21 protein-coding genes are annotated in these 17,624 nt (G+C 67.9%); 8 read left to right on the top strand and 13 right to left on the bottom strand.

What is annotated here, in order from left to right; translation table 11 throughout:
• Window positions 1–104: 104 nt before the first annotated feature.
• A complete protein-coding gene (locus DIE04_RS03220; protein ID WP_124522389.1) occupies window positions 105–788 on the top strand; it encodes a response regulator transcription factor in 684 nt (227 codons plus the stop codon).
• 101 nt (window positions 789–889) lie between these two features.
• Here DIE04_RS03220 and DIE04_RS03215 read toward each other — a convergent pair whose 3' ends face one another.
• The 5 genes from DIE04_RS03215 to lysA all read right to left on the bottom strand — a co-directional run bounded on the left by DIE04_RS03215 (window position 890) and on the right by lysA (window position 6,011).
• Entirely contained in the window at window positions 890–1,954 is a 1,065-nt protein-coding gene (locus tag DIE04_RS03215) for a hypothetical protein (RefSeq protein ID WP_124522387.1), read from the bottom strand.
• Window position 1,955: 1 nt separating this feature from the next.
• A complete protein-coding gene (locus DIE04_RS03210) occupies window positions 1,956–3,074 on the bottom strand; it encodes a hypothetical protein (protein WP_124522385.1) in 1,119 nt (372 codons plus the stop codon).
• A 59-nt stretch (window positions 3,075–3,133) separates the two neighbouring features.
• Window positions 3,134–3,775 carry a hypothetical protein gene (locus tag DIE04_RS03205; protein WP_124522383.1) on the bottom strand — a complete coding sequence of 214 codons (642 nt, stop codon included), beginning with the start codon at window positions 3,773–3,775 and terminating at the stop codon, window positions 3,134–3,136.
• A 20-nt stretch (window positions 3,776–3,795) separates the two neighbouring features.
• Entirely contained in the window at window positions 3,796–4,404 is a 609-nt protein-coding gene (locus tag DIE04_RS03200; RefSeq protein WP_124522381.1) for a ribosome-inactivating family protein, read from the bottom strand.
• A gap of 368 nt (window positions 4,405–4,772) precedes the next feature.
• Window positions 4,773–6,011, bottom strand: coding sequence for a diaminopimelate decarboxylase (lysA, locus tag DIE04_RS03195; RefSeq protein WP_124485349.1), 1,239 nt, complete (start codon window positions 6,009–6,011; stop codon window positions 4,773–4,775).
• Window positions 6,012–6,120: 109 nt separating this feature from the next.
• Here lysA and DIE04_RS03190 point away from each other — a divergent pair, with 109 nt between their 5' ends.
• On the top strand, window positions 6,121–7,035 hold the full coding sequence (locus DIE04_RS03190) for a LysR family transcriptional regulator (RefSeq protein WP_124523022.1): 915 nt from the start codon (window positions 6,121–6,123) through the stop codon (window positions 7,033–7,035).
• Window positions 7,036–7,110: 75 nt separating this feature from the next.
• Complete coding sequence (locus DIE04_RS03185) at window positions 7,111–7,710, top strand: GNAT family N-acetyltransferase (RefSeq protein WP_124522379.1); 600 nt, start codon at window positions 7,111–7,113, stop codon at window positions 7,708–7,710.
• A 100-nt stretch (window positions 7,711–7,810) separates the two neighbouring features.
• Here the strand turns inward: DIE04_RS03185 and DIE04_RS03180 are convergent, their stop codons facing one another.
• Window positions 7,811–8,383 carry a DUF4142 domain-containing protein gene (locus DIE04_RS03180; RefSeq protein WP_124485352.1) on the bottom strand — a complete coding sequence of 191 codons (573 nt, stop codon included), beginning with the start codon at window positions 8,381–8,383 and terminating at the stop codon, window positions 7,811–7,813.
• Between the two features lie 387 nt (window positions 8,384–8,770).
• Complete coding sequence (locus DIE04_RS03175; protein WP_124485353.1) at window positions 8,771–9,394, bottom strand: HAD hydrolase-like protein; 624 nt, start codon at window positions 9,392–9,394, stop codon at window positions 8,771–8,773.
• Between the two features lie 226 nt (window positions 9,395–9,620).
• Between DIE04_RS03175 and DIE04_RS03170 the strand changes: the two genes are divergently transcribed.
• Window positions 9,621–10,001: a DUF4087 domain-containing protein gene (locus tag DIE04_RS03170; protein WP_207671168.1), complete on the top strand. Its 381-nt coding sequence runs from the start codon at window positions 9,621–9,623 to the stop codon at window positions 9,999–10,001.
• Window positions 10,002–10,029: 28 nt separating this feature from the next.
• Here DIE04_RS03170 and DIE04_RS03165 read toward each other — a convergent pair whose 3' ends face one another.
• Window positions 10,030–10,296: a Txe/YoeB family addiction module toxin gene (locus DIE04_RS03165; RefSeq protein ID WP_060348282.1), complete on the bottom strand. Its 267-nt coding sequence runs from the start codon at window positions 10,294–10,296 to the stop codon at window positions 10,030–10,032.
• Window positions 10,293–10,553 carry a type II toxin-antitoxin system Phd/YefM family antitoxin gene (locus tag DIE04_RS03160; protein ID WP_124485354.1) on the bottom strand — a complete coding sequence of 87 codons (261 nt, stop codon included), beginning with the start codon at window positions 10,551–10,553 and terminating at the stop codon, window positions 10,293–10,295. Before DIE04_RS03160 ends, DIE04_RS03165 begins: the two co-directional genes overlap by 4 nt.
• Window positions 10,554–10,699: 146 nt before the next feature.
• Here DIE04_RS03160 and DIE04_RS03155 point away from each other — a divergent pair, with 146 nt between their 5' ends.
• Both DIE04_RS03155 and DIE04_RS03150 read left to right on the top strand, forming a co-directional pair.
• Window positions 10,700–11,143, top strand: coding sequence for a GNAT family N-acetyltransferase (locus DIE04_RS03155; RefSeq protein ID WP_044847594.1), 444 nt, complete (start codon window positions 10,700–10,702; stop codon window positions 11,141–11,143).
• Window positions 11,144–11,198: 55 nt separating this feature from the next.
• The gene (locus DIE04_RS03150; RefSeq protein WP_006751720.1) at window positions 11,199–11,417 is read left to right on the top strand and encodes a DUF1653 domain-containing protein; all 219 of its coding nucleotides are present in this window, start codon (window positions 11,199–11,201) and stop codon (window positions 11,415–11,417) included.
• 47 nt (window positions 11,418–11,464) lie between these two features.
• Here the strand turns inward: DIE04_RS03150 and atpC are convergent, their stop codons facing one another.
• Both atpC and atpG read right to left on the bottom strand, forming a co-directional pair.
• A complete protein-coding gene (gene atpC / locus DIE04_RS03145) occupies window positions 11,465–11,926 on the bottom strand; it encodes an ATP synthase F1 subunit epsilon (RefSeq protein ID WP_044847595.1) in 462 nt (153 codons plus the stop codon).
• 11 nt (window positions 11,927–11,937) lie between these two features.
• Window positions 11,938–12,807, bottom strand: coding sequence for an ATP synthase F1 subunit gamma (gene atpG, locus DIE04_RS03140; RefSeq protein ID WP_124523024.1), 870 nt, complete (start codon window positions 12,805–12,807; stop codon window positions 11,938–11,940).
• A gap of 489 nt (window positions 12,808–13,296) precedes the next feature.
• Between atpG and DIE04_RS03135 the strand changes: the two genes are divergently transcribed.
• Window positions 13,297–14,355, top strand: coding sequence for an alpha/beta fold hydrolase (locus tag DIE04_RS03135; protein ID WP_185500300.1), 1,059 nt, complete (start codon window positions 13,297–13,299; stop codon window positions 14,353–14,355).
• A gap of 152 nt (window positions 14,356–14,507) precedes the next feature.
• Here DIE04_RS03135 and DIE04_RS03130 read toward each other — a convergent pair whose 3' ends face one another.
• A complete protein-coding gene (locus DIE04_RS03130) occupies window positions 14,508–15,719 on the bottom strand; it encodes a winged helix-turn-helix domain-containing protein (protein WP_124523026.1) in 1,212 nt (403 codons plus the stop codon).
• A 346-nt stretch (window positions 15,720–16,065) separates the two neighbouring features.
• Window positions 16,066–17,454, bottom strand: coding sequence for an MFS transporter (locus DIE04_RS03125; protein WP_124485360.1), 1,389 nt, complete (start codon window positions 17,452–17,454; stop codon window positions 16,066–16,068).
• On the opposite strand from DIE04_RS03125, the gene DIE04_RS29650 reads away from it, so the two are divergent.
• Window positions 17,405–17,605, top strand: coding sequence for a hypothetical protein (locus tag DIE04_RS29650; protein ID WP_185500302.1), 201 nt, complete (start codon window positions 17,405–17,407; stop codon window positions 17,603–17,605). The genes DIE04_RS03125 and DIE04_RS29650 overlap by 50 nt on opposite strands.
• Window positions 17,606–17,624 lie beyond the last annotated feature (19 nt).

The following is a 17,624-nucleotide window of genomic DNA, read 5'->3' as shown; positions in this document are numbered from 1 at the left end:
GCGACGGGCCTAGTGCGCGGTGCGTAAAACAGCGGTAAAAAAAACGCCGGGTAGGGAAGCAAAAAATCCTAAACCGAGCATCCCGATTTCGAGGAAACCGCGCAATGAACGTTCTGATGATCGATAGCCCGCCGTTATTCGTCGCGGGCGTGGCGGACGTACTGTGTAAACGCGATGTCGACTGGCATGTGTGGTCGGCCCGCCGTCCCGAGGACGTCTTGCGCTTGCGCGACGCGTTGCTGCCCGGGACGGTCGAGGCGATCACGATCGAATGCGGCGAGCACGCCGCGCGGCCGAGCTGGCCGAGCGTACTGAACGAGACGTTCGCCGGCGCGCCGTGGCTGTGTGTGGTGGCCGCCGTGTGCCGCCGCACGATTGCCGATGCGCTGCTGGCGGGGGCGGCCGGCATCATCGACCGGCACGCGAGCGCGGACGAATTCGCGGATGCGCTCGGCCGCGTCGCGGCCGGCGCGATCTACGTGCCGCCGAACGACGGCGGCGCGACGCAGGCGCCCCCGGGCGGCGTGCCGGCCGGCGACGATCGCGCATTCGAGCGCCTCACGCCGCGCCAGCGCGAGGTGCTGCGGCTGCTGGCCGAAGGAAAGTCGAACAAGCAGATCTGCCGTGTACTGAATGTCGCGGAGGGCACGATCAAGAACCATCTGTACGCGTTGTTCCGCCAGATCGGCGTGAGCAACCGGACGGAGGCGGCGTTGTGGCTCGCGCGCCACGTGCCGTCCGAGCCGGCCGGTTTCACGTTCGCGCCGGCGTGCCATTCGCCCGGTTGATGCGTGAGACGGGCGCACCGATCGGGCCGGCACGCGAGCGTGCCGCGGGCGAAGGCGGGTTTCGCGCTGCGGCGGCAACGGTGCGCCCGCGCCGCGTCGCGCTACTGCCGGGGCGCGTCGGGCGGAAGCGGATCGTCCGCGGCCGACGGCGCGGGGTGGGCCGCGAGCATCGCGCGCGTGAATTCGGCGAGGCGCGCGCGGACGGCCTCGGCGGATGCCGCGCCGTCGAGCGACTGCTGCAGATCGAGCAGGTTGGCCGCCAGTTCGCCCTGCCACTGCGCGCGTTCGCTGGCGGCGCGCGCGCGATTCGCGGCGAGCGCCGCGCCGACGTCGGTCGAGCGGTCGCCCTGCACCAGCGTCTCGAGCGTCTCGACGAGCCTTTGCAGCACGCGATGCACGGCCGTCGCCGAGAAGCCGCCGAGCATCGCGAGCGCCGGCCGCCCGAAGTTGTGCATGCTGCCCTGCGCGAACAGCTGGGCCGGCAGCATCTGGACGATGATCAGGCCGGCGATCACGCCGAGAATCAGCCGCGCGCCATACGATGCGTCGTATTTCGGATCGTAGGTCGAGGCGGCGACGTAGTGGTGCGCCTGGAACAGCGTCGCGAACGACGCGCCGAGCCCCGCGCAGCACAGCAGGAAGGTGGTGTTCCACAGCAGCTGCACGCCGTTGGATTGCAGGAAGCCGCGCTCGATGTTCTCGCCCGACACATGCGGCGACAGGCTCGTCAGCACGACCGCGAGCAGGAAACCGAGCGCCGACCCGGTCAGCAGCCGGATCAGCGGCACCGGGCCGAGCCACGCGAACGGGTGCGCCTGGCGCCGGTGCATGTCGAGCAGCGTGACGGCCTGTGGCGTCGCGGGCGCGACGAGCGTCGCGAGCTTGCGGTGGATCGCCGCGAGCGCGTGCTGCTGCGCGGGCGCCAGCGGCGTGGTGGTCGACGCGCCCGGCGCCGGGTTGGCCGCCGGGTTGGACGAAGCGGCGGCCGCGATCAGCGCCGCGAGCCGCGCGACGAGTTCGGGCTCGATCGGCAGCCCGTGATGGAGCGCATAACGCGCCATCGCCTCGCATTCGTCGCACAGCTGCGCGGCGAGATCGTCCGGCGCGCGTGGCGGCTCCGGCAGCGCCGGCCGCGCGCGCCAGCGCCCGAAGCGGGGGGCGCCCATGTCACGGTGCGCCGTCCGCGTCCGGCACGTCCACGTCGAACGCGTGGATTGCGACGCGTTCGCGTTCCGCGCTCGACAGGTGGCGCACGCACGGCGCTTCGGCGACCCGCTGCCAGTGCGTCTGCGTGCGGTCGACCGCGAACACGACGACTTCCTTGTGGCGGCGGCCGTCGTTGTGCGCGATGTATTGCAGCGAGTCGGGCACGTCGAACGCGTCATCGGTCGGATTCACGCCGTACGACAGCACGAAGTCGAGCACGAGCGCGCCGTCGTCGAGATGCGGCGGCTTGACGTCGTTGCCGGGATACTCGCGCCATTCGAGGAAGTCGAGGCAGATGTCGATGCCGAACGGCGGCGCTTCGCCGAGCCGATTGTCGAAGCTGTCCGACAGGCGCGGGCCCTGATACGGCGACGACGGCGGCGCGTCGGCCGTCGCGCTTTGCGGCGACACGTCGCTCGTCTTCAGCACCTCGACCAGCGTGCCGTCGCCGAGCTGGAACGTGTGGGCGAGCGGCGTCTCGAGCGCATCGACCGAGTCGCCGTAGTCGATCCACGACGTATGCCGCTTCGGCCAGATCGCCGCGCGGCGCGTTCCGTCGTCGTCGCCGTCACCATCGCCCCCTTCGCCGCGCGCGAGCGGCGGCAGGAAATTGGTCGTCGCGAACGTGAAATTCAGCGACACGTACGGCCCGACGAACGCGCCGTCATCGGGCACGTCGGCCGCCGTCTCGTGCTTGACGAGCATCGCGACGGTACCGGGCAGGAACACGATCGGCCCGTACTGATCCACCGGAAAGCGATCGGCGACCGCGCCGATCGCGCGCCGCACGGGATCGAGCTGCAAGTCGACGATCGCATGGAGTTCGTCGACGTCGTTCAGCGCGTCCCAGGGCACGTTCCAGTAGAACTCGGGCGCGGTGACGAACGTGACGCGGCGTGCATCGTCGTCTTTCGCGTCGCGCCGCACGGCTTCGAACGCGCTCGACAGCGCACCGTTCAGGTGATTGAACAAGATCCCCTGCACGCGCGCTGCATACGCATCGAGCGCTTCGTCGGGCGCACGCAGGGGTTTGCAGTCGCATGAATAGCGCACGGAAACGATTCGGACTGGCTGTTTCATGATGGCTTCCTCTTCCTTGATGGTGGCGGCGCGGCGCTTCAGGCCGCACCGCCGCGGCTTCAAACGGACGTGATGTCGGTGATCCAGAACCACGGGTTCGCGTACGGCCCGTCGATGACCTTGGCGACGGTCTGTCCGGGCCCCGGATCGAGCGTGCCGGGCACCCAGGCTTCGTAGTGGATCGGTGAGAAGTACAGGCGGCCGAACACGTAGTCGAACGCGATGCGTGCGCGATTGCCGCCGCGGAACAGCGCATTCGTGCCGGCCGTGTATTCGACGTAGCCGGTCGTTTGCGCGCCGCCGCCGCGACCGTTCGAATTCGCCTTGAACGTGGCCGCATAGCGTTCGTACAGCTTCGCGCGCTCGGTGAGCCCGGCGAAGGGGTCCGTCGCCGTGCCGTAGATGAGGGTCGGCAGGTAGCGCGGCACGTTCTGGTGGATCTGCCGCATCGCGCCGAGCACGTCGCCGCCGATGTGGCGCCCGGGCGTGCCGCGATCGACGACGCGCGCAGACGTGGCGATTTCGGACATCAGCGCCCGCAACTCGGGCGGCGCGTCGAGCCGCGCGAACGGAATCACGTACATCGGCAGTGCGCAGCCGGTCTGCTGCTTGCCCGCGCGTGGCGTATCGCCGGCATTCGCGATCAGGCCCAGTACGAACGTTTCCCAGCGCAGCGACGCGTTGAAGTCGAGTCCAGACATGAGTGGCTCCTTCGCCGGCATCAGGCCGGCTCGCCGAGCGGGAAACCCTTCGCCGCCCAGTTGTTGAAGCAGGCCGTGCGATCGTCGTTCGGCGCGTAGGTCGCGAGCGTGCCGTCGAGCAGGCCGGCGATCGCATGCTCGGTGCGCGCGAAGCGCAGCGCCTCGGACAACGCGATCACGAGCCGTGTGAGATCGGGCTTGAACGGTGCGGGCTTCGATGCGTCCGCCGGCTTGAGTTTCGACAGCGTCCACACGGCCTGATGGAGGTTGCTCGGATTGATCGTCGGCAATGGATCGGTCGCGTAGCCGAGCCAGCCGTACGAACCGTCGCCGCCGAGCGCTGCCGCGCCGGCCGGCGTGCCGCCCGGAAACGGCCGGATGTCGAATACGAAGGTGCCGCCCTGGCTGACGAAGCCGAGCGTGTACAGCGACGCGTCGACGGCGGGGCCGTTCTTCGCGGCTTGCCACGCGAGGTTCAACAACAGCGACACGCGCGGCGCGCCGGTGTCGTCGCCGATCACGACGTCGACGGCTTGCCGCGTCGCGCGCGTGCCGTTCTGGCGGATCGCGTCGCGCAGCGCCGTGAGGTCGTCCTGGTAGTCACGGCCGGTGGTGAGTCGAAGTTGCACGATGTTCGCTCCTGCAGATAACCCGGCGTTGCTCGGCCGTCGAGACGGCGCGCGGGTCGAAGCGAATGCGCTGCCGTGCGGCCACTGTGCGTGGTGCGCGGCGGGCGAACAATGCGGCAGAAGTCATTGGCCGGGGTGTGACCGAACACCCGGGAAGCGGGTGTCGGAGTCGGTCGGCGCAGGTGGCGAAGGGGAGAAGGTTCGAAGGTGCGAAGGGGCGAGGCGACCGCGTGTGGAAGATCGGCGACTTCGGCGGCGTGCTTCATGTGTTGCCGGGCGGCATGAGCGCCGCGCGCCGAAAAGCACAACGGCCAGATTTGCCGGTAGCGGCAAACCTGGCCGTTGGCGTGACTGCCGCCGAACGCGTGTTACTCGAACGTTTCGAGCGCGAGCAGTTCGTCGATCGTCTGCCGGCGGCGGATCAGCCGCGGCGTGCCGCGATCGACGAGCACCTCCGGCGCGAGCGGCCGGCTGTTGTAGTTCGAGGACATCGACGCGCCGTAGGCGCCCGCATCGTGCAGGAACAGCAGGTCACCGATCTGCGGCTGCGCGAGCTTGCGGTGCGTGACCACGCCGCCCGCGTCCTGCGTGAACACGTCGCCGGACTCGCACAGCGGCCCCGCGATCGCGATGTCGACGAGCGGCCGGCCGGCCGGCAGCGCGCCGTCCTGCGTGTGGACGGACACCGCGTGGTAGCTGCCGTACATCGACGGACGCATCAGGTCGTTGAAGCCCGCGTCGATCAGCACGAAGTCGTGCTTCGGACGGCGGTTCACGGCCTGTACTTCGGTGACGAGCGTGCCGGCCTCGGCAACGAGGAAGCGGCCCGGTTCGATCTCGATGCGCACCGCGTGGCCGAGATGCCGTTCGATCCGCTTGCGCGCGGCATCCCACTGGCTGAAGTAGTGACCGACGTCGACGCGCGGCTCGCCGTCGCGATACGGAATCGACAGCCCGCCGCCGGCGGAGATCGCTTCGATGTCGTGGCCGAGCGACGTGACGAGGTCGACCATCGCATCGCACACCTGCGACAGGTGGCCGTAGTCGACGCCCGAGCCGATATGCATGTGGATGCCGACCAGCTTGAGCCCGTACTGGCGCACGATCTCGATCGCGCGCGGCACGTCGTCGATCCAGATCCCGTGCTTGCTCTGCGGGCCACCGGTGTTGGTCTTGTTGCTGTGGCCGTGGCCGAAGCCGGGATTCACGCGCAGCCACACGCGATGGCCGGGAGCATGCTCGCCGACGCGCGCGAGCATGTCGAGCGAGCCGGCGTTCACGGTCACGCCGTGCTTCAGCACGGCCGCGAGCGTCGGACGGTCGATCAGGTCGGCCGTGAACACGACGCCTTCCGGCTCGCCCGCCGGACTGAACCCGGCCGCGAGGCTGCGTTCGATCTCGCCGAGCGACACGGCGTCGACGCACGCGCCTTCCTCGCGCATCAGCTTCAGGATATGCAGGTTCGAGTTCGCCTTCTGCGCATAGCGGATCACGTCGAACTGGCGCAGTTGGGCGATGCGGTCGCGGATGACGTCGGCGTCGTACACCCACAGCGGGGTGCCGTATTGCTGCGCGAGCGTCGCGAGCTGGCGGGAATCGAGGGACATGGCGGATGAATCGGATCGAATGAACGGACAGCTTGAATGATGCGCCTGAATGTCTATACAGTAAAATGCATGTTTGTCGACATTCGATTCATTTTTGATATAGGCGGCCATGCTCACACACCGGCACATCGAGGTCTTCCGCGCGCTGATGGTCACCGGCAGCACGACGCGCGCGGCCGAGATGCTCTATACGTCGCAGCCCACGATCAGCCGCGAGCTCGCGCGGATGGAGCAGGTGGTCGGCTTCGCGCTGTTCGAGCGCTCGCATGGCCGGCTGCGGCCGACGATGGCCGCGCTCACGCTGTTCGACGACGTGCGGCTCGCGTATGTGGGGCTCGAGCGCGTCGCGGCGACGGCCGCGCGGCTGCGCGAGTTTCGCGACGGTCAATTGTCGGTGATCGCGCTGCCGGCGTTTTCGCACGCGATCCTGCCCGGCGCATGCCGGCGCTTTCACGACGCGCATGCGGGCGTCAGCGTGTCGGTCGCGACGCAGGAGTCGCCGGTGCTCGAAGAGTGGCTGACCGCGCAGCGCTACGATGTCGGGCTGACCGAGCACGACGTCGCGCCGGCCGGCACCGTGCTCACGCCGCTGCTCGAAGTCGACGAGGTGTGCGTGCTGCCGGACGGCCATCCGCTGCTCGCGCAGCGCGCGATCGATCTCGCGGATCTCGCCGATCGCCCGTTCGTGAGCCTGTCGCTGAACGACCCGTACCGGATCCTGATCGACGAGGCGTTCGCGCAGCTCGGTGTCGCGCCGCGTTCGGTGGTCGAGACGCCGTCGGCCGTGTCGGTGTGCGCGTTCGTGCGGCAGGGGCTGGGCGCCGCGATCGTCAATCCGCTGACCGCGCTCGATTTCGTCGGGCGCGACCTGCACGTGCGGCCGCTCACGCGCTCGTTTCCCTACCGCGTCAGCGTGATCGTGCCCGAGCACCGGCCGAAGAGCCTGCTCGTCGACGCATTCGCCGAAGCGCTGCGTGGCGAAGCGCAGGCGATTCGCGAGCGGCTCGCCGCGCTGCCCGGCTGACGACGGCCGTATGATGGGCGTTTCGCTGCGCGCAGCCTGCTTCTCTTCGTCATCTTCACGGAAACGGAACCCGTCATGACCGACGCTTCATCTTCCCCCGGACAACCGACGCTCACCGGCGAGCGCATCGCGCTGCGGCCGCTCGAAGCATCCGACCGGCAGGCTTTGCTCGATGCGGCGGCGGACGGCGAGCTGTGGAACCTGAAGGTCACGGTCGTGCCGGGCGAGGAGACGGTCGACGCCTATCTCGACACGGCGCTGCAAGGCCGCGCGGCCGGCACCGTGATGCCGTTCGTGATCGTCGAGCGTGCGTCGGGCCGCGTGATCGGCAGCACGCGTTTCTGGAAGATCGACCGCAAGAACCGCAAGCTCGAGATCGGTCATACGTGGCTGAGCGCATCGGCGCAGCGCACGCGCGCGAATACCGAAGCGAAATGGCTGCTGCTCGCGTATGCGTTCGACACGCTGCACTGTGTGCGCGTGCAGTTCACGACCGACGAGCTGAACGAGAAGTCACGCGCGGCGATTCTGCGGCTCGGTGCGAAGCAGGAAGGGATCGTGCGTCACGAGCGGATCATGCCCGATGGCCGCAAGCGCAATTCGGTGCGCTTCAGCATCATCGACGACGAATGGCCGGAGGTGAGCGAGCGGTTGCGGGCGAAGCTCGCGACCTGACGCGAGGCGGGTGCCGCGTGCGTCGCGCCGCCGCAAAGGAGGCGGCGACGCGACGAGGGGGGAAGCGGCGTGCCGCGCGCGGTGCGCGGCGGGCAGCGCGTTACTGCGCCGATGCGAGGTGATGACGCTGCGCGAGCTTCTGCGCGGCCGCGTAGTGCGCCTGCAGGATCGGCAGCGCCTGGCGCGCGACTTCCTTCAGCTTCGTGTCGCGGCCCGACGCGATTTCGGCCTGGAATGCCGAGATCGTCTTCTGCTGGCCGGCGAGCGCGACCTGCTCGATATACGCCTTGTCGAATTCCGCGCCGCGCAGGGTCTTGATGCTGTCCAGCACGGCCGTGTCGGGATCGTTGGCCGGCACGTCGACGCCGCGCGGGCTGGCCGCGCGCATCGCCTGGATGATCTTCTCATCGTCGGTCGACACGCGTTGCGCGAACGCCTTCACCTGGCTGTCCGACGTGCGCGAATCGGCGATGCGTGCGGCGTCGTGCTGGGTCGACACGGTTTTCGTGCCGTCGTTGATGAAGGCCTGGTCGGCTTCGTGGATGCGCGTCTGCGTGGCGGCGGCCGGTGCGGACGGCGCCGGTTGCGCGGTTTGCGCGGTCGCCGTCACGGCGACGAGAAGCAGGCCAGCGGCAGACAATGCAAGGCGCGAGACTTGGGGGAAGCGGTTCATGGGACCTCCTTACGATCGGGGCTCTGATTAACGGACGGATCGCGTGATCCGCAGCTGTGCGAGAGACCGGGCGCGCCCGGGCCGGGCTCGATCGCCGCTCTGCCGCGGCGGCGTTCGAAGTGTTTCCCGGCCCGACTGATTCTAGGAGAGCGCTCAGGTAGCAGGTGCAACCGCGCTGTGGTTTGTGTAACGGTTGGTAAGACGAAACGATGGATGCGCGCGCGGCCAGGTAGGGCGTACCTGTTACGTGCATCGTGGCGGCAATTTTTGCGTGCGCAGCGTGCATTCGATCGCTGCAATGCGCGCGCATGTCATCGACGTTTCATCGTTTCGCGGGCGGGTTGTTTCGCGATTCGTCGAATCGAGCGCGCGATTCGTACGGCGTCCTCACACGCGATCGAGCAATGCGTCGAGACGCGGCAGCAACGGCGTCGCGCAATGCGCCTGCAGCGCGTCGGGCGCCGTGTAACCCCATGCGACACCTTGGAATGCGATACGCGCGCGGCGCGCCGCTTCGGCATCGCGGATCTCGTCGCCGACATACAGCACGTCGTCGGGCTGCATGCCCGCTTCGCGCACGAGCGCGCGCAGCCGGCGCGCCTTGCCGAACAGCGGAATGCCGCACGCGAACGTGTCGACGCAACGGCTCGCGTGCGGGCCGAGCCGGTCGCGCACGATGTCCTCGGTGTTCGACGTCGCGATCGCGATGCGGATGCCGCGTGCGGCGAGCGCGTCGAAGGTCGCGTCGACGCCGGGGAACAGCTTTACGTGCGCGATGCGCGGCCGCATCAGCCGGCGCATGTCGAGCGTCACACGCGGCACTTTCCACATCGGCACCTCGAGCGCGCGGATGATCTCGCGCGCCGACATGCCGCGCAGCGCGGGGCGCAGCTCGGGCGTCGCGTCGCGAAAGCCGTGCAGGCGCGATGCCTCCGTGAGCGCCGCGAGAAAGCAGTCGAGCGAATCGGCGAGGGTGCCGTCGAAGTCGAACGCGATGAGTCGATAAGGCATGAAGCGATGCCGCGAGTTGATCGAGCCGGTGACGATATCACCGAATCGAGCCGCGTGGCCCGCGCGAGCGGTTGGGTCCGCGGCGAAGCGGGATGGTCGGGCAGCTTCCTTGCATCGGACGGAATGCCGCCCGCGAAACGCGGTGCATGACATAACGGGCATGAAAGCCCGGTATGCTGTCGACGCTATCGTTTCCCCCCGTTTCCTTCGTCCGGACTTCCCTGAAATGAAAATCGCCCGTGCCCGTTCTGCGATGTGGATGCTCGGTGTGTTCGTCGCGCTGACGTCCGCGACGCCCGCGGCCGCCGCCGCGGAGAAGCGCTGCGGATGGCTCGAGAATCCGACGCCGGCCAACTGGTGGCTCGTCGACAAGGACAACAGCTGGACGCTGTCGACCCAGGGCAGCCCGCCGGTGCCGGGCCTCGACGAGATGCCGGACATGTCGACACGCGGCTGGGTCGTCACCAATGCGGGGATGCACGGTTACGGCTGCGCGTGCCTCGACCTGGAAATCGACCCGCGCACCCGCGAGGTGACGCGGATCGTGGCGGCCCGGCCGCTGCCGCTGAAGCGGTGCAAGGCCGATCGGGCGTTGCCGGCGCCTTGAAGAGGCGGGGACGGCGGCGGGATTGGTGCTACGCGTAGTGGTAGCGGCAGGACACGATGCTGATTTGAAGATCGTCCGCTTCGTAGACGAGGCGGTTCGTATCGTCGATGCGGCGGGACCAGAACCCGGACAGATTGGCCTTCAGCGGTTCGGGTTTGCCGATGCCTTCAAACGGTGTCCGTTGGGCTTCGCGAATGAGCTGGTTGATGCGCTTGAGCGTCTTGCGGTCTTGCCCTTGCCAATAAACGCAGTCGTCCCACGCGTCGGAAGTAAAGAGCACGCGGCGTACGCTCATTCATCGTCCCCCGCCAGCTTGTGCTCTTTCGTCTTGCCCTTGCGCAGTTGCGCGATCGAGCGTTCGAGGTGGGCAACGTTGGCCGGTGAGCGGAGCAGATGAACCGTCTCCATCAGGCTGTCATAGTATTCCTGCGACATGATGACCGCGTTCGGCGCATCGCGACGCGTGATGAGCGTCACGTCCGCGTCGTCGACGACCTGGTCGATGACCGTCTTCAGATTGCTGCGGGCATCCGAAAAGTGAATCGTGCGCATGATTCGCCATACTTGTACTTTGAACTGTACAAGTATGGCATGGGCGTCCATTGTACGGAATGTTGTACATGTCGAGGCGGCATCGCTTGTCGCCCACCCCGCACCGCGCTATCGTTGCTGCTCCCCCAGCCGACCGGAGAGCCGACGTGCCCGCAGCCACCCCCGCCCCGCTGAGATTTTCCACCGACAAGCGCGAGCTCGACATCGACGCGATCTTCGATTTCCTGCATCGCGATGCGTACTGGTCGCAGGGCATTCCGCGCGATGTCGTCGAGCGCGCGATCGACGGCTCGCTGTGCTTCGGCGCGTATGTGGGCGACCGGCTCGTCGGATTCGCGCGGCTCGTGACCGACCACGCGACGTTCGCCTACCTGTGCGACGTATTCGTCTTGCCGGCCGAGCGCGGCAACGGCTATGGCCGCGCGCTGATCGACCACGTATTTGCGCAGCCGATGGTGCAGGGCCTGCGCCGCATCATGCTCGTGACGACCGACGCGCACGAACTGTACCGGCCGGTCGGTTTCGGGCCGTCCGCGAATCCCGAACGGCTGATGGAAATCCGCCGCCCCGATATCTACGCGAAACGCTGACGCGCGGCGAGCGCATACAATACGCGCTTTCGTTTTTGCCGAAGGGAAGCAGATCATGACCGAACAGGAAGCCGAACAGCTCGCCACGCATCGTCACTACAAGGGCGGGCTGTATCGCTACATCGGCGTCGCCCGTCATTCCGAAACCGAGGAGTCGGTGGTCGTGTACGAGCATCTGTGGCCGCATGCGCGCGGCTTGTGGGTGCGGCCGGAAGCGATGTTCAACGAGAACCTGCCGGACGGCACGCCGCGTTTTCGCAAGCTGCGCGACTGAACTGAGCACGCCCGCCGATCGCACGACGAGCGGTGCCGGCGCCCGGCCTAGCCGGCGGCGCCCGGCGTGTCGCGCGGCGCGGACTCCCGGTGCATCGCCAGCGCGAAGAAGCGCCGGATTTCGTCCATCAACTCCGCACGCGCCGATGCGAAATCGAAGGCGCGCCGGTTGTCGTGCGCGAAGCGCCGGCGCCACTCGTCCGCCGCATGCCGTGCTTCGCGTGCGCGCAGGTCGTCGAGTTCGGGCGTGCGCAGTGCGTGGTCGGCAATCAGCGTCACGCCGTCGCGGCTGACTTCCAGCAGGCCACCCGCGACGAGCAGCCGGCGGTGCTCGCCGCCCGGTGCGGCAACGAGCGTCACGACGCCGGGCCGCAGCCGCGTGAGCAGCGGCGCGTGATGCGGGTAGATGCCCAGCTCGCCGCTTTCCCCGGGCACGACGACGAAATGTGCGTCGCCCGAATACAGCACGTCTTCCACGCTGAGGATGTCGAGCTTCATCGACGTCGGCATGCGTGCCTCCTTCAGACCGCCGCCGCGCCGGCGACGATCTCGCACAGCTCGGTGGTGATCTGCGCCTGGCGCGTCTTCTGATACAGGTGCCGCAGCTTGCGCAGCACGCGATCGGCGTTCTCCGTCGCGGTCTGCATGCTGAACATCCGCGCGCACTGCTCGCATGCGTAATTCTCGACGACGGCCTGGTAGAGCGTCGCCTCGACGTAGCGCAGCAGCAAGGTATCCACGGCCGGTTTCGGCGCGGGCTCGTACAGATAGTCGGATGTCGCGGTGTCGCCGGGCGGCGTGCCGGTGTCGAGGCCGGTGAGCGGCAGCACCGCGTCGATGCGCGGCGAATACGCGAGCGGGCTCGTCAACCGGTTGTACGCGATGTGCAGTTCGTCCAGTTCGCCGTTGACGAATGCGGTGAGCGGCACGAGCAGCGCGCCGAGCAGCTGCTCGAAGTGCGGCGCGGCGGCGAGGCCGCTCGCGCGGGCGGTGATGGTCGCGCCATGGCGCATCAGCGGCGCAATGCCGCGTGCGCCGATCACGCTGAGTTCGCACGCGACGCCGGCGCGGTTCCAGCGTTCGAGCGCATCCACGCATTCGACCAGCAGCCGCGTATTGAGCGGGCCGCACAGCCCGCGATCGGTGCTGACGACGATCAGGCCGACGCGGCGCACGGGCGTGCGTCTCGCCATCAGCGCGGAGACGTGGCCGGACCGGTCGCGCAGCACGCGCTCGGCCATCTCCCGGATGCGCGCCGCATAGGGCCGGAAATCGCGCGCCCGCCGCTGCGCGACCGCCATCTTGGTGCGGGCCATCATTTCCATCGCCTTCGTGATCTTGCGCGTGGACGAGGTACTGCTGATCTTCGAGCGGATTTCGCGGATGTGCATGTGAGGCGGGGAGGCAGGTCGCCCGGTGTCGCCGGTGCGCTGTGGCGACGCGATGTCGGCCGCGAGGCCGGCAGCGAGGTCGGCGGATATCGCGCCGCGGCCATCGAACTGTCATCGCGCGATTTCATGCTATCGGGATTTCACCTGAAACGATTGACGACGATCAAGCGATCGCTTCCGGTTACGGACCAGAATGGTTTCGCCGATCGTCGCACCGGGCGTTCGATGACCGATTGCCGTCCGCATCGGAAGATCGTTGCGGACGCATCGAAGGGCGCAAACGTCATGCATACGACACGGCCGCGCGCGTGACGTGCGATTCGCCGCGGGTGTAGCGCGGACGATCGTCGCGCAGCCCGCGTACGGCTTTTTCCCTTCATGTTCCCAGTAGCCAGGAATTCGATGAATTCAGTGAATTCGAGCGATACCGATACCGTCCCGCCTTCCGCGACGTCCGCCAGCGCGCCGGCGTTGCCGATCTTCTGGCCGATGGCCGCCGCCGCCGCGATGGTCCGGCTCGGCTCGGCACTCACCGCGCGCAACCTGCGTTTCGTCGCGGAAGAGGAGAAACTGCATTGCGAACCGCATCCGGCGCTGGCGTCGCCGAACCGCGCGCTGCTGGAACTGCGCACGATGACGTTCCGCGATTATTCGGTCGCGCCGGCGCACGGGCTGCCGACGATCGTCGAAGCGCCGTATGCGGGACACCGGGCGATGATCGCCGACTATCAGCCGGGGCAGAGCCTGATGCAGACGCTGCGCGAGCACGGCGTGACGCGCGTGTACCTGACCGACTGGCGCTCGGCGACCGAAGACATGCGGGACCTCGAGATCGACCAGTACCTGGCCGAGCTGAACGTCTGCGTCGACGAACTCGGCGGGCGCGTGAATCTCGTCGGTCTGTGCCAGGGCGGGTGGATGTCCGCGATGTATGCGGCGCGCTTTCCGCACAAGGTCGCGAGCCTCGTGCTCGCGGGCGCGCCGATCGACACGGATGCGGGCGACGGTCCGATCAAGCAGATGGCGCACACCTATCCGACGTCGTTCTACGAGGAACTGGTGACGATGGGCGGCGGCCTGATGCGCGGGCGCTTCATGCTGCGCGGCTGGAAGAACATGCATCCCGACCAGCACTATCTCGCCGAGCACGTCGACCTGTACGAACACCTCGACGATGCGGACTACCTGCGCAAGCGCGAAGCATTCGCGAACTGGTACGAAAGTCCGATCGACCTGCCGGGGCGCTGGTATCTGCAGGCGATCGTGCAGATCTTCAAGGAGAACCGGCTCGCGAAGGGCACGTTCGTCGCGCTCGGGCGGATGCTCGACCTGAAGGCGATCACGTGCCCCGTTTATCTGCTTGCCGGCGCGGCCGACGACATCACGACGCAGGAGCAGGTGTTCGCCGCGCAGGACCTGGTGGGGACGCCCGCCTCGCAGGTGACGCGCCAACTCGTGCCGGGCGGACATATCGGGCTGTTCATGGGATCGCGCACGCTGAAGGACGTGTGGCCGGGCATTGCCCGCTGGATTGCCGCGAAGCGGTAGCGGTTGCAGCGGAGGCCCACCGCGCGGTGGGCATGCGCGGCGGCGCCGCGATGGGTCGATGGGTCGATGGGTCGATGCGTCGGCGCGTCGATACGGCAACGGTGCCGGCGCGCATGCATGCGGCGGGCGAGCGGTCGCGCCGCCGCGGCAGATCAGCCGCCGAGCAGTGCGTCCGCGAGCGCTGTCGGCGCGTGCCCGACCGTGACTTCCGGCGTGCCATGCCACGCCGCCAGCCGTTTCACGGCCTTCGCGACGTCGGCCGCGAGCCCCGTGCCGAACCGCACGCCCGGCTCGACATGCACCGTCTTCAACTCGAACGTGCCGAGCGCGCGATGCGCTTTCGCGTCGACGCGCCCGATCAGTCGGCCGCGATGCAGCACCGGCAGGCAGAAGTAGCCGTAGCGCCGCTTGTGCGCGGGCGTATAGCACTCGATCGTGTAGTCGAACCCGAACAGCGTCGAGGCGCGCCGCCGGTCCCATACCACCGGATCGAACGGCGACAGCAGCGTCGTGACCGTCGAGCGCAGCGTGTCTGCCGCGGCGGCCGGCAGCAGCGCGTCGAGCGAGCGATGCACGTAGGCCGGCTCCTTCCAGTCGGCGACCTCCACCGGGATCAGCTCGCCCGCGTCCGCGAGCCGCTCGAGTTCCGCGCGGTACGAACGGCGCGGCAGCCGGTAGTAATCGGCAACCCAGTCCGCGCGCACGATCCCGAGTGCGCGGCACGTGTAGTCGAGCAGCGCGGGCAGCACCGCGTCGCGCGGCGGCAGGTCGCGCGCATCGTCCCAGTCGGGCAGCACGCGCTCGCGCACGTCGTAGATGCGCTGGAAATTGCGGCGCTCGGACACCATCAGGTGGCCGGTCGTGAACAGCACTTCCAGGTGTTTTTTCTCGGGCTTGCGGTCCCACCATCCGTTGCCTTTCACCCCGTCTTCCCGGATGAAATCGGCGGACCGCACGGGGCCTTCGTCGCGTATGCACGCGAGCAGCCGCTCGATCTCGGCGCGGTTCTGCGCGTGCCAGTCGGCCGCGTATTTCCAGCCCATCCCCGACGGATCGAGCATCTTGTAGCGCATCAGCCCGAATTGCTCGACCGGCAGGAAGCACGCTTCGTGCGACCAGTATTCGAACAGGCGCGCCTCGGCGAGATGCTCGTCGAGCCACTGCGGGGCGAAGTCGCCGAGACGGCTGAACAGCACGAGATACGGACTGCGCGCGACGACATGAATCGTATCGATCTGTAACTGCGCCATTCGGCGGATCGTGTCGAGCACGTCGGCCTTGGTGGCCTTGCGGCGGGGCGGGGTCAGCAGGCCCTGCGCGGCGAGATGCAGCGCGCGGGCGGCGGCGGGCGAAAGCGTGAGCATCGGAGCGGCGGCTGAAGGTGGCGGTCGGGCACCACTTTAGCGCGAAAGCGGCGCACGTGTGCGACGCTTTCGCGCGACACGTCTGACAATGCTTGACAGATGCGCGGCGCGACTTTCCCTATAGTGCAGTCATGGCGCGACGAAATGTGCGCGCAACGATTCGGCTTCCGACGCACATATGTCCATGGCACGCAGGAAGCAGATCCGGGATTCTCAACCCCCAACGAGAGACCCGGAGCCCTGAGCGGACATCCATGCGGCTGTGCACCGGCCCCGTGTGGATGTCCGCTGATTTTTTTGTTGTTTCGCTTTTCCGCCGCCAGCCTTTTCCCGCCAGCCAGCCCGTTCATTGCCGCTTGCCGCGCGCGACCTCGTCGCCGGCGCCGGGCGGCAGCCGCCGCGTGATCGGAATCGATGCGAACGAACACAGCCCGACCACGACGAACGCGGGCCAGAAATCCGACCACACCATCGTCTGATGCCCCTGCAGCCAGTGCGACAGGTGCAGCACGAGGCCGGCGACCGTCACGCCGAGCCCGAGCGACATCTGCTGCACGACACTGCCGAGGCTCGTCGCGCGGCCTGCATCGGCCTGCGAAATATCCGCGTAGATCATCGAATTCAGGCTCGTGAACTGCAGCGCGGGGAAGATCCCGCCGACCAGCACGATCATCCAGATCGCCCAGGTCGCCATGCCCGGATGGAACACGCCGTAGGCGGCGATCGCGAGCCCGGCGAACGCGGCGTTGTAGATCAGCACCGTGCGAAAGCCGAAGCGGCGCAACGTATGGGTGGCCGTCGAGCGGCTCACCGCGCCGCCGAGTGCCGATGCGCAGGTGATCAGCCCGGAGTGGAACGCGCTCATGCCGAGGCCTTCCTGCAGCGCGAGCGGCAGCAGGAACGGCACGGCGCCGAGGCCGATGCGGAACAGCGACCCGCCGACCACGCTCGCGTGGTAAGTCGGGATCTTCAGGAAACTGAGGTCGAGCACGGGGCGCGCCTTGCGGCGCGCGTACGGCACGTAGAGCGCGAGCATCGCCGCGCCGGCCGCGCACATCAGGAGCGCGTTGCCGCGCGACGTGAGCGCGCCGTCGATCAGCGTGAGCCCCATCAGCAGCAGCGCGGCGCCGCTCGCCGACAGCAGGAAGCCGAACCAGTCGAGCGGGCCGGGATCGGCCTCGTGCGTGTTCGCGATGTGCTTGCTCGCGAGGTAGATCCCGTAGATGCCGATCGGCACGTTGATGAAGAAGATCATCCGCCAGTGCAGGTAGGTCGTGATGAAGCCGCCGACGAGCGGCCCGACCGTCGGCCCGAACAGCGCGGGAATCGCGAGGTAGTTCATCGCGCGCACGAGATCGGAGCGCGGCACCGCGCGGAAGATGATGATCCGGCCGACCGGCACCATCATCGCGCCGCCGACGCCCTGCACGAAGCGCGCGAACGTGAGCACGCCGAGGGAATTGGAGGCCGCGCACATCAGCGAGCCGGCGACGAAGATGCCGATCGCGGTGCGGAACACGGAGCGCGCGCTGAAGCGGTCGGCAAGCCATCCGCAGATCGGGATGAAGACGCCGAGGCCGACCACGTAGGCCGTGATCGCAATGTTCAGTGTGACGGGATTGTGCCCGAAGTCCCTCGCCATCGCGGGCAGGGCGGTGACGATGATGTTCGCGTCGACGCTTTCCATGAACAACGCACAGGCAACGATGAGCGGTGCTAGAAAGACGGGCGACATGGGCAGGGCGCGCGGTAAAGACGCCATTATGCCCACAATGTGGTCGTTGCGTCACGCGAGACAACGCTCGTTCCGCATGTTGCAACAGTCGTTCCTGTTAGCGCGCGTGGAAGAAGAGACGACCGCGCTGCCGGTGCGGTCCATGACGTGACACATGACGCGCGCCCCCG

Source organism: Burkholderia sp. Bp8994 (assembly GCF_003853805.1).
In the GTDB taxonomy this organism is placed as follows: domain Bacteria; phylum Pseudomonadota; class Gammaproteobacteria; order Burkholderiales; family Burkholderiaceae; genus Burkholderia.
The sequence above is the reverse complement of the archived record's forward strand: the minus strand, read 5'-3'. Positions and strand labels throughout refer to the sequence as shown.

Excerpts from the sequence above, each read along its gene's own strand:
- DIE04_RS03180 (WP_124485352.1), bottom strand. The coding sequence starts at position 8,383 with ATGAACCGCTTCCCCCAAGTCTCGCGCCTTGCATTGTCTGCCGCTGGC.
- DIE04_RS29650 (WP_185500302.1), top strand. The coding sequence starts at position 17,405 with ATGAACAACGCACAGGCAACGATGAGCGGTGCTAGAAAGACGGGCGAC.
- DIE04_RS03130 (WP_124523026.1), bottom strand. The coding sequence starts at position 15,719 with ATGCTCACGCTTTCGCCCGCCGCCGCCCGCGCGCTGCATCTCGCCGCG.
- atpG (WP_124523024.1), bottom strand. The coding sequence starts at position 12,807 with ATGCACATCCGCGAAATCCGCTCGAAGATCAGCAGTACCTCGTCCACG.
- DIE04_RS03165 (WP_060348282.1), bottom strand. The coding sequence starts at position 10,296 with ATGAGCGTACGCCGCGTGCTCTTTACTTCCGACGCGTGGGACGACTGC.
- DIE04_RS03175 (WP_124485353.1), bottom strand. The coding sequence starts at position 9,394 with ATGCCTTATCGACTCATCGCGTTCGACTTCGACGGCACCCTCGCCGAT.
- DIE04_RS03170 (WP_207671168.1), top strand. The coding sequence starts at position 9,621 with ATGAAAATCGCCCGTGCCCGTTCTGCGATGTGGATGCTCGGTGTGTTC.
- DIE04_RS03160 (WP_124485354.1), bottom strand. The coding sequence starts at position 10,553 with ATGCGCACGATTCACTTTTCGGATGCCCGCAGCAATCTGAAGACGGTC.
- DIE04_RS03135 (WP_185500300.1), top strand. The coding sequence starts at position 13,297 with ATGGCCGCCGCCGCCGCGATGGTCCGGCTCGGCTCGGCACTCACCGCG.
- atpC (WP_044847595.1), bottom strand. The coding sequence starts at position 11,926 with ATGCCGACGTCGATGAAGCTCGACATCCTCAGCGTGGAAGACGTGCTG.
- lysA (WP_124485349.1), bottom strand. The coding sequence starts at position 6,011 with ATGTCCCTCGATTCCCGCCAGCTCGCGACGCTCGCGCAGCAATACGGC.
- DIE04_RS03210 (WP_124522385.1), bottom strand. The coding sequence starts at position 3,074 with ATGAAACAGCCAGTCCGAATCGTTTCCGTGCGCTATTCATGCGACTGC.
- DIE04_RS03185 (WP_124522379.1), top strand. The coding sequence starts at position 7,111 with ATGACCGACGCTTCATCTTCCCCCGGACAACCGACGCTCACCGGCGAG.
- DIE04_RS03150 (WP_006751720.1), top strand. The coding sequence starts at position 11,199 with ATGACCGAACAGGAAGCCGAACAGCTCGCCACGCATCGTCACTACAAG.
- DIE04_RS03220 (WP_124522389.1), top strand. The coding sequence starts at position 105 with ATGAACGTTCTGATGATCGATAGCCCGCCGTTATTCGTCGCGGGCGTG.
- DIE04_RS03190 (WP_124523022.1), top strand. The coding sequence starts at position 6,121 with ATGCTCACACACCGGCACATCGAGGTCTTCCGCGCGCTGATGGTCACC.
- DIE04_RS03205 (WP_124522383.1), bottom strand. The coding sequence starts at position 3,775 with ATGTCTGGACTCGACTTCAACGCGTCGCTGCGCTGGGAAACGTTCGTA.
- DIE04_RS03125 (WP_124485360.1), bottom strand. The coding sequence starts at position 17,454 with ATGTCGCCCGTCTTTCTAGCACCGCTCATCGTTGCCTGTGCGTTGTTC.
- DIE04_RS03215 (WP_124522387.1), bottom strand. The coding sequence starts at position 1,954 with ATGGGCGCCCCCCGCTTCGGGCGCTGGCGCGCGCGGCCGGCGCTGCCG.